The sequence below is a fragment of the Moorena sp. SIO3B2 genome (assembly GCF_010692525.1).
GTDB lineage: Bacteria > Cyanobacteriota > Cyanobacteriia > Cyanobacteriales > Coleofasciculaceae > Moorena > Moorena producens.
In genome coordinates this window covers 17,322-27,379 of record NZ_JAAHHE010000070.1, presented here as the reverse complement: position 1 = coordinate 27,379, position 10,058 = coordinate 17,322, and the positions used below count along the sequence as shown (strand labels likewise).

The window sequence follows — 10,058 nt, the reverse complement described above, 5'->3', positions numbered from 1 at the left end:
GTGTATATCCTTAATGGCTTGGGCTACGCTCAACTTACTGACTGGGGTCCTCTTCAGCCGACGGGAAATCCAGGAGAATTTATTACGATTATGATCAGATATTGGATTTGGCGTTAAGACCTTAAATTTCTGGGGGGGTTTCCCCCCTGGCCAAAGGTTAGCCGTCAGCCGTCAGCCGTCAGCCGTCAGTAGAAATATCGCGCTTTGTAGGGTGGGCAAAGGTCGATGATAACTGTACAAATGGTGAAACTATGATTATTTGCCCACCCTACACCACTACTGAATGCTGATAGCGAACAGATAGCTTTGTAGGGTGGACAAATATCAATGATAACTGTACAAATGGTGAAACTATGATTATTTGCCCACCCGACACCACTACTGAATGCTGATAGCTGATAGCTGAATGCTTACGGACAAAGGCTCCGGTCTGTTTGCGACGCGAACAGATAGGTGATAAAATTGAGTGCATAAGCGAAAATTCCTAGCCGTGGAAAGTATTTCTGCGGCTATTTTTTTGGGGTTAGTTGGTTGAAGGTTAGTTGGTTGAAGGTTAGTTAGTTGAAGGTTAGTTGGTTGAAGGTTAGTTGGTTGAAGGTTATCAGGTTGAAGGTTATCAGGTTGAAGGTTATCAGGTTGAAGGTTAGTTGGTTGAAGGTTATGTAAGCAGTCAGCTGTCAGCTGTCAGCCGTCAGCTTAAAATAAACCCAGCGTAGCGTGGGCCGGTGCGCAATGGGCAAACGGGAGAATTTAAGATTGATAGATTAATAAGAGGAGAATTTAAGATTGATAGATTAATAAGAATAGAAAGTGCGATCGCTTAGCGTGCGTCGGTGCGTAATCGCTTTTGTCGGGTGGGCAAAGGTCGATGATTACTGTACTTTTGTAGAAACGATCATGACGCAGCCCACCCTACCCAACTGTTCGCGTAGCGTGCGCATAGCCCATTAGCTGACACCTGACAGCTGAATGCTTACTTCACAGAAATTTGAACAATATCCAACCGTTTTAGAGTAAGAACCATGACTCCAAATAATCCACAGTCAGATCAACGCCCTCCTATTTGGATTGGGCATGTTAGCATGAACTACCCCGCCCTGTTCGTTCGCGTAGCGTGGCCTACGGCCAGGACGGGGTGTCAGCTACCCCATCCTTAGAGCGTGATTTTTGACGCTTCATCTTTCCCAGTTGCTTCATTGATCCAGTATGCTTTCTGGTCTTTGAAGTAGAGCTAGAAAATCCACGTTTATCGAGGTCAGCACCGTACCCCGGCTGTTTTCCTAATGCTGCATTGAACATCACTATTGCGCTTGTCTTGTCTCTATCGAACCCAAAGCCGCAAATATCACAGACGTGGTATCTATTCGACAGTTCAGCCCAGTCTTTGTGAACCTTTCCACATTCTGGACAACGCTGAGATGGCTTTAGTTGTCTAGTCGGTAGTTGAAGAACAATTCCGCCTTTGAGTTCGATTTTGTAGGTCAGCATTTTATTGAGAGTACCGAATCCTACATCCAGAATGGCTTTGTTTAATCCAGCTTTTTGTTTCCTTCTTTTCGACCCTTTCTTGGCTTTCCGGGTCATTCCTTTCGTATTGAGCTTCTCGGTTACGCCGATGTCATAACGACTAGATAAATCTGATGTAACCTTGTGTTGCCAATCTTTACGCGCGTTACCCGCTTTCCTCTTTAGTTGGGATTCTTTTTTGTTGGCTTTTTTCCAACGCTTAGACGCCTTTATACTTTTTTTGAAATTAGGAGCCTGCTTCCTGCGCTTTTCCTTCCCGGCGGCCTTCACTTTAGGCTCTAGAGTCTTCGTAAAACGCTGGTTGGCTATCTCCTCAAACTCGCTGCCGTTGAAAGCTGTGATTGCTGTTTCAGTCCCTAAGTCATAGGCTACGATTTTCTCGTACGTTAAGTCAGATCCTGAACCATATTTAGTGTCGGGGGTTTCTACTTTAACGGTTATTGAAGCATACCAAGCGTTTACACTAGACTTGTACGTAATTGTTAGAGTCGTTGGTGTCCCCCAAAACTTGGCCTGACCACGCATCTTTATAGTGAGTCCGAGGTCATTCAACGTCAAAGTTCCATCTTTTCCGTCAGTATTAGCCTTCCAACCAGCCTTACTGGGATAAGTCCATCCGGAGTATTTCCGAATTGGCTTATATTTGGGAATTTCACTTAACCCAAGAAAGAAGCGATTATATGCCAGGTCTACCCTCTTAAGGGTCGCTTGCAAGGAAGTACTATATAACTCCTTGTACTCCGGCCAACATTCCTTGAAGGCGGGCAAGCAGTTTTGTTGATCAAGATATCCTATGGACTTTTTATTTGCTTTCCATTCATAGCGGCGATCGCCTATCCCAGCGTTATAAAGCAACTGGTGCATTTTTCTCGCGTAAAACATCTTTGACGCAGCTGTTTTGTTAGGATACAGACGAAATGTATGTCTGAGATTCGCCATGAATGAAACCACCTCCTTGAAATCTTCGTGCTTGGGCTGATATTATTTTAGTATAGTTGATGGTAAATACAAATGTCAAGCACAAAAAGGAAAAAGCCTCAGAAAAGAATGAGGGGAGCACCCGCTCATTATGACGAGCTAAAAAGACAACACGGAATCTGGTTAACAGATACTACTTGGAAATGGTTGCAATTGTCGGCTGAAGACTCCGGGGTAAGCGTTGGAGAATATATAGAGAGTTGGGTAAGGAAACAGGTCTCTGGCATTTGAAGGGGCTATCCATCCCAGAAACGAAACCTTAGGATAGTGGAGCCTTTATGGTTGGTCGGTTATGTATAAAAGGGTTAAAACTTTTTGATTAAGGCTCCACTATCCTTACGGTAACTTCAACACCTGGACGAGGTGGGGGAATTTCGCCCCCTCTTGCCTCCCCTATCTTGTTAAACGTTTCAGAGTTCAAAAAATCTCTCGACTTCTTCGAGTTTGTGGGAATGCTTAAGGTTGCTGAATTTCAAGAGTTAGCAGTACTTGAATTGAGAGGGGGAACCCATCTGGTGCTTAGAAATAAACCTGAAGCGGCACCAGGACAAGCGAGTTTTGATCTGATGGTTGATGATTTGAAGGCTCAACAAGTCGCCCTGCAAGAGGCTGGCTATGCACCGAGCGAAATTCGCGAAGGGCGAATACACAGTGTGTTTGATGTCTCTGAACCTTCAGGAAACATAATTAGCTTTTACGACAGCCATGTGGTGGGGCCAGTCTAGAGGGAACTATTTTTTTTGGGTTATCAGGTTGAAGGTTAGTTGGTTGTTCGCGTAGCGTGGCCTTTTGGCCAAGGTTATGAGGTTGAAGGTTATTAGTGCGATCGCGTAGCGTGGCCTACGGCCAATCGCTTTTGTAGGGTGGGCTGCATGTCAATGATTACTGTACTTTTGGTGAAACTATCATGACGCAGCCCACCCTACCCAACTCATCGCTGTTCGCGTAGCGTGCGCGTAGCGCTTTAGCTGAAAGCTGACAGCTGACAGCTTACCCTAAATCTGCCTACGAAACGCTCTAATCGCTTCTCCCGCATCGGTTTCCGCCATCAAAACACAGTGTCTGAACCAATCAAGATCCAATTCACTCAGTCCGGGTAGCAAGCTACGCTCGATGGGGACATAACTGCCATCTTGAAGATGATAAAGCTTTAGTAATCCATCTTCCCAAAACCAAACCTCTGGAACACCTAAAGCTTGATAACGTTCTAACTTGCTGATGCCACCACTACTAAAAACCACTTCAATGGACAAATCTGGAATTGGCTTAACACTACCGATGCAGTAAGAATCGTCAGCTTGGGCAGAGGCGACGCCTTCTTTTTCCTGAGTCATTGAGCGAGTTGGCTGAAACAAAATGCCCTTTTCCGTCAGAAAGGTTGTGATTAAGTAACCGATGATACTGGCAAAAATTTCATGTTCTCGTCCTGGCATCAGAATCTCGATTATCCCATCAAAGTAAAACAGCCGAACACCAGGAGAACCATCAAAGCCCTTCTGGATCAACTTAAACTGTTCCCAGGTGCCATCATGTACGATGCGTTGATCGGTGGTTTGGTCGAGTAGTTGGGGCATCGCTCTCACCTCCGGCTATCCTTACCAGCCATTGTGACATAGTCAGTCAGTAGGGTGGGCAAAGGGAGATGAGAACTGTACTTTTGGTGAAACTATAATTATTTGCCCACCCTACACCAGAGTCAGTAGGGTGGGCTGCATGTCGATGATAACTGTACTTTTGGTGAAACTAAAATTATTTGCCCACCCTACACCTACTGTTGACAGAATCAGGTATTCAAAGGGCTACTGTGCTAGAAAAAATAATAAATAGAGTCGAACTAGTCACCATTAACTAGTTACCATAATGAACTATTCCCAGATCATAAAACTTGGCTTACTTCTGACATCTCTGATAGTTGCTATTTGGATTGGCGCGATCGCTATTTTCTCGATCCAAAATATCACGGAAGTATCCGTGAAGTTTTTAGTCTTCGAGTCAATTGATCTGCCAATCGGTGTTGTTTTGGCTGTTAGCGTTGGTATTGGTCTTCTTGGGGGAGCGATCGCACCTCTAGTGTGGCAGCTTTTGGGGAAATCCTTGAAATTCCTAGACTCTGAGGATGACCTATACTACGATGAGTAGACTTGGACAATCTATTCGTAGTCCATCCGGTCATAAAGTCTATCATCATATTGATGAGACATAAACTCAGAGCGCCGTCTCGCTGGTAGGGAAGGAGGAGCACTAGAGTAGGGGTGTTGGACCACGTAAGTTGTACGAGGAGGACGCTGTGGTCGTGATATCAAGGCTAACCCGCCAATCACAACGGCACCACCACCAATGGTTACCGCCATACCGCCAAGTCCCCAAAGTATTCCTGACATGAGGGTATTTGCGGTTTCATTAGTAGTTTTACGATTAGGGATTAGTTGCTCAGGAGCCCTGATCACACTGGCATCAACCTGAGCAGTTAGATTGTCTAGCAGTAACTGCTGATTGTGAAGTTGGGCTTTGAGCTGTTCAGTTTCAGCTCGTTGTTGCTCAACCATAGCTTTGAGCTGCTCAGTGTCCCGCCGCTGCTGTTCAACATTGAGCATATTATTTAAATTATTATTTAAATTATTTAAGTTCGGTGAAGCTAGAGCCTGGTTTGGCGGTTGATCTGTGTAAGGGGAATTATAGGGATTGTTAGGGGAAATTTGGAAGGGTTGGGAAGAGGGAAGGTTATTCGCCACCATATTGCCTCCTCCTTTGAGGAGAAACAATGCTGCCATTCCGGCAAAGGCAGCCCCCGTCAGGAATGCCATACCATCACTCATTAATATTGCCTCTCAACTGGAACCGAATTACAACGAATTGCCACTACTGCTAAGGTCGCATATTTTTTTGTTAATTTCACCCTTAACGTGGGGCAATAAGCCCTTTGCCCATAGCTTTGGGTAATTTTCGTGTGTCAATGGCAACCTAACCCTAAATTGAAATCTAGATTGGTGCCAATGTCTACCCTAGCTCATTTTCAAAATTTTGCGATTTCTCGATCAACTTTCCCTAATTGCTATGGATAATGGTGTGGGCAAATCCTTTCCGCCCCCTAGGGTAACCTGGGGAGAGTCTTACCCAGTCAGGAATTGAGTGACATGAGGGGTCAACCCTTTGGCCGGTTCTCAATGGTTTCATAGCATCTTCGATAGATGTTTTGAGCAAGTTATCAAACCTTGACATTTGAGTTGGGAGTGGGGAATCGGGAGTGGGGAATCGGGAATCGGGAGTCGGGAGTGGGGAATCGGGAGTGGGGAATCGGGAAAAGCGGGAAATGGGGATAATTATCCGGGAAATTATTGTGTATGGTGATACATATTTTGAGGAATTTATACGTAATATAGCGCTACGCGCAAGTCAGCAAGGTTCTTGAGTCAGAAGTCAGAAGTAAGCTATGACTAAGTTTCAGAGTTTAGGAATGTCCTAAGCTTAATGGGTAGTGCTATAAAAGTACCTACTCACCCCTTTCTCAAAAACCTACCCTTGTAAGCGACTCCCGATTCCCGACTCCCGATTCCCGATTCCCGATTCCCGATTCCCCACTCCCGATTCCCGATTCCCGATTCCCGATTCCCGATTCCCCACTCCCGATTCCCTTTGCTATAGCTGCATTTGCCGAAGCACTTCCCTAATCAGATCAGTTGGCACCTGATCTGTCAAGGTTACTTCACCAATCTTGGTAGGCAAAACAAATCTTACCTTACCGTCTTTTACCTTCTTATCCGTTTGCAGGGTATCAATAATGGCATCAATATCTAGCCCACTGGGTAACTTAGTAGGTAGTCCAGCTTTTGCGATTAAAGCATCCTGGCGTTCGGCCTCTTCTGGCTGCCACATCTGGAGTCCCACAGCAATCTGCCCTGCCGCTACCATTCCAATCGCTACGGCTTCCCCATGATTCACTAACTTGTAGCCAGTTAAGCTTTCTACGGCATGACCAATGGTGTGACCATAGTTCAAAATAGCTCTAATCCCAGCTTCTTTCTCATCCTGGCTTACCACATCCGCTTTAGCTTGACAAGACCGAGACAGAATTGTTTCTAATAAATCCTTTTTCAGGTAACGCAATTGGTCAAGTCGCTTCGATTCCTCTAGTTTCACAAATAGCTCTTCATCCCAGATAATCCCATACTTAATCACTTCTGCCATCCCTGCTCGCAATTCTCGGGCTGGCAATGTTTTTAAGACCGAGGGGTCAATTAAGACAAATTGTGGTTGATGGAAGGCACCAATCAAGTTTTTGCCCTTGGGGTGATTGACCCCAGTCTTGCCACCAACTGAAGCATCAACCATGGCCAACAGCGATGTGGGTACCTGGACGAAATTAATTCCCCTTAGCCAAGTAGCAGCTGCAAATCCTGTCATATCCCCAATTACCCCACCGCCCAATGCCACTAGAGTCGAGGAGCGTTCTAGGCGGTTTTCTAGGGCAACATCATAGATCTTTTGGATAGATTTGACAGTTTTGTATCGTTCACCAGCAGGCAGGGTAAGGCTGGATACCTGATATCCCACTAACTCCAAGGCTGCGATCGCTCTTTTCCCATATCTGCGGAAAATTGCTGGATTAGATACCACTAAAACTTTTTTGCCCAACTGTAGACGGCTCATCCAAACCCCAATATCATCTAAGCCACCTGTGGTCATCTTGCCATCAGGAAGGTGTTGTGCGATCGCAATATCATAGGAATGTTCTGGTAGAGCAACGGGAATAACTAACTTCATGAGGAGGAGCCTTTTTCCTGGTTAACTATGGCGCTGTATATATCTACTTTTTGTATCTTTTATAGTAGATGTAGATATATGTTAGAGGGATTGCAGGCAACCCCTCTACAGATCCAGCCTTTAAAGTCCAGGCTTTAACGAAATTTGGCATCATTCCTTGGCACTAGCAAACCCCAACTGGTTGCCGCAGCCTCTTTTGGGCGTTTGCAGATAATACGGTGACCTGACCGTGATCATCCACATCAACAACTGCTGTATCCCCCTCTTGAATCTGACCAGATAGCATGGCTTCGGCTAAGCTATCTTCTAACAGGCTCATAATTGCCCGTCGTAGAGGTCTAGCACCATAGCTCGGTTCGTAGCCTGCTTTGACTAAGTGGTCCTTGAAAGCCTCTGTGACTTCCAGGATAATTCCTTTCTCTTGTATAGAGCTAGAGATTTCCTGAAGCAGAATTTCCGCAATTTCCTTAACTTCATTCTTCTTGAGCTGACGGAAGACAATTATATCGTCAAGGCGGTTGAGGAACTCAGGACGGAAATAGTCTTTCAGATTTTCATTGACCTGAGTGCGGATCTGGTTGTACCTAGACTCCTCATAGGTTTTTGACGACTCAAAGCCAAAAACACTACCTCCTTTTTCAATCACTTTAGAACCGATGTTGGAGGTCATGATTAATATTGTGTTCTTGAAATCTACAGTACGACCTCTAGCATCGGTTAAGCGACCATCATCTAACAGTTGCAACAGTACATTGAAAACGTCAGGGTGAGCTTTCTCGATTTCGTCAAATAGTACCACCGAGTAAGGCTGGCGTCGCACGGCTTCAGTAAGTTGACCGCCTTCGTCGTAACCCACGAACCCTGGGGGAGAACCAATGAGCTTGGAAACAGTGTGGCGTTCCATATATTCCGACATGTCAAGGCGAATCATCTTGTCTTCTGACCCAAACAGGTAGGAAGCCAAAGATTTAGCCAGTTCTGTCTTACCAACTCCAGTCGGACCAGAGAAGATAAAGCTAGCAATCGGTCGATTGGGATCCTTTAATCCAACTCTTGCCCGACGAATTGCCCGAGACACAGCAGTAACAGCTTCGTCTTGACCAATGATCCGCTCATGCAAGGTTTCTTCCAAGTGCAGCAGCAGAGCTGATTCAGATTCCGTCAGTTTATTGACCGGTATCCCAGTCCAAGACGCGACGATTTGAGCAATGTCTTCTTGATCCACAATCGGAATAGTTGGGGATGGAGATAACTTACCTTCAATTCCCTCACTCTCCCACTCTGATTCTGCTCTAGCCCTTGAAGAAGGCTTTGAGTGCATCAAGTGAACCCGACTCCCAGCTTCGTCAATCAGGTCAATGGCTTTGTCGGGTAAATAGCGGTCCGAGATATAGCGGTCTGATAATTGAGCTGCAGCCAGTAACGCTTGGTCGGAAATCTGGACTTTGTGATACTCCTCGTAGGTTGAGCGCAAACCATGGAGTATGTCAATGGTATCCTCTACAGAGGGTTCCGAGACCATGACTGGCTGGAAACGACGTTCTAGTGCTGCGTCTTTCTCAATATACTTGCGGTATTCATCGAGAGTAGTAGCTCCCAAGCACTGGAGTTCACCTCTAGCTAGAGCAGGCTTAAGCAGATTAGCCGCATCCATACCCCCTTCTAAGGAGCCTGCACCAACTAAGGTGTGAATTTCGTCAATTACTAGGATAATATTCCCGGATTGCTGGACTTCAGACACAACCTGCTTGAGCCGTTCTTCAAAGTCTCCCCGGAAGCGAGTACCAGAAACCAATAAAGCCATATCTAGGCTAATCACTTGTTTGTCTGCCAACAGGTCTGGAACATCTTGAGATACAATCCGTTGGGCTAGACCTTCTGCGATCGCAGTTTTCCCGACTCCAGGTTCCCCCAGTAATATGGGGTTATTCTTGCTACGACGACCTAAAATCTGCACCACCCGCTCGATTTCCTGCTGACGACCAACCACCGGATCCAGTTTGCCCTCTGCAGCTAACTTAGTCAGATTAGTCCCAAATTCTTCTAAGGTAGCTTTCTGGTTTTGAGTATTCCCGATAAACGAGGAACCTTTTCCCTTAGCAGTCGTTGCTGCTGTTAATTCTGCTATGGAACTGTTGACATGGGTGCGTAATTCTGTTAAGTCTACACCCAGGTTGACCAGTACTTGACTGGCAACGCTGTTTCTGTCTTGAATGATAGCTAGCAACAAATGTTCAGTATCGATGTAGTTGTGTCCAAGTTGCTTAGCTTCCTGGAAAGATTGCTGGAAAACTTCTTTGGCTTTGGGGGTGAAAGGAAGTTCTGAGCTAACCATTCTCGAACCCCTACCCACAGTGTTTTCCACCGAGTAGCGAGCATCTTCGAGGGTAACACCAAAATCCCTCAGCACTCTGGCTGCCACAGCTGTTCGTTGTGCAATCAAACCCAACAGCAATTGCTCAGTTCCTACGAGGCTGTGTCCCAAGCGACGGGTTTCCTCCTGAGCCAGCATGATGGATTTGATCGCTTTATCTGTAAAATGTTCAAACATCCCCGGTTCACCTTACCGAATTTAAGCAGTGGGTGAGAGATCACCCTGGTGTAAAGTTTTATGTACTTTACTTCCATCAATGTACCCATCTGTGCTTAAACTCAGCAGTCGGTAGAACCGTAATCTTGAGGAGTGGTTGCCGCCAATAGCAACAACCAACACCTAGAGCGATCGCTTAGGTAGGGAAACATGTCAGCATTCAGCCGTCAGCATTCAGCTGTCAGCATTCAGCTGTCAGCAT

9 protein-coding genes are annotated in these 10,058 nt (G+C 45.8%); 3 read left to right on the top strand and 6 right to left on the bottom strand.

The genetic code is table 11. The features are described 5' to 3' along the window. Positions 1 to 1,119: 1,119 nt before the first annotated feature. Positions 1,120 to 2,466, bottom strand: a complete 1,347-nt coding sequence (locus tag F6K38_RS17130; RefSeq protein ID WP_009149380.1) for an RNA-guided endonuclease InsQ/TnpB family protein — start codon at positions 2,464 to 2,466, stop codon at positions 1,120 to 1,122. Positions 2,467 to 2,903: 437 nt separating this feature from the next. Here F6K38_RS17130 and F6K38_RS17125 point away from each other — a divergent pair, with 437 nt between their 5' ends. Continuing rightward, positions 2,904 to 3,230 (top strand): VOC family protein, encoded by a 327-nt coding sequence (locus F6K38_RS17125; protein WP_287357009.1) that lies wholly within the window; start codon positions 2,904 to 2,906, stop codon positions 3,228 to 3,230. Between the two features lie 270 nt (positions 3,231 to 3,500). Here the strand turns inward: F6K38_RS17125 and F6K38_RS17120 are convergent, their stop codons facing one another. Continuing rightward, positions 3,501 to 4,079, bottom strand: a complete 579-nt coding sequence (locus F6K38_RS17120) for a Uma2 family endonuclease (RefSeq protein ID WP_009149374.1) — start codon at positions 4,077 to 4,079, stop codon at positions 3,501 to 3,503. A 286-nt stretch (positions 4,080 to 4,365) separates the two neighbouring features. Here F6K38_RS17120 and F6K38_RS17115 point away from each other — a divergent pair, with 286 nt between their 5' ends. Beyond that, positions 4,366 to 4,644, top strand: a complete 279-nt coding sequence (locus F6K38_RS17115; protein WP_009149372.1) for a lipopolysaccharide assembly protein LapA domain-containing protein — start codon at positions 4,366 to 4,368, stop codon at positions 4,642 to 4,644. Positions 4,645 to 4,655: 11 nt separating this feature from the next. On the opposite strand, the gene F6K38_RS17110 is transcribed toward F6K38_RS17115, so the two are convergent. Further along, a complete protein-coding gene (locus tag F6K38_RS17110; RefSeq protein ID WP_009149370.1) occupies positions 4,656 to 5,321 on the bottom strand; it encodes a hypothetical protein in 666 nt (221 codons plus the stop codon). A 428-nt stretch (positions 5,322 to 5,749) separates the two neighbouring features. Here F6K38_RS17110 and F6K38_RS17105 point away from each other — a divergent pair, with 428 nt between their 5' ends. Then, a complete protein-coding gene (locus tag F6K38_RS17105) occupies positions 5,750 to 5,914 on the top strand; it encodes a hypothetical protein (RefSeq protein ID WP_287357007.1) in 165 nt (54 codons plus the stop codon). Positions 5,915 to 6,018: 104 nt separating this feature from the next. Here F6K38_RS17105 and F6K38_RS44240 read toward each other — a convergent pair whose 3' ends face one another. The 3 genes from F6K38_RS44240 to F6K38_RS17095 form a co-directional block, all read right to left on the bottom strand. Beyond that, positions 6,019 to 6,126, bottom strand: coding sequence for an AraC family transcriptional regulator (locus F6K38_RS44240; protein WP_071986925.1), 108 nt, complete (start codon positions 6,124 to 6,126; stop codon positions 6,019 to 6,021). 15 nt (positions 6,127 to 6,141) lie between these two features. Continuing rightward, positions 6,142 to 7,266: a 3-dehydroquinate synthase gene (aroB, locus tag F6K38_RS17100; protein ID WP_009149367.1), complete on the bottom strand. Its 1,125-nt coding sequence runs from the start codon at positions 7,264 to 7,266 to the stop codon at positions 6,142 to 6,144. A gap of 163 nt (positions 7,267 to 7,429) precedes the next feature. Then, complete coding sequence (locus F6K38_RS17095; RefSeq protein ID WP_287357005.1) at positions 7,430 to 9,817, bottom strand: ATP-dependent Clp protease ATP-binding subunit; 2,388 nt, start codon at positions 9,815 to 9,817, stop codon at positions 7,430 to 7,432. Positions 9,818 to 10,058 lie beyond the last annotated feature (241 nt).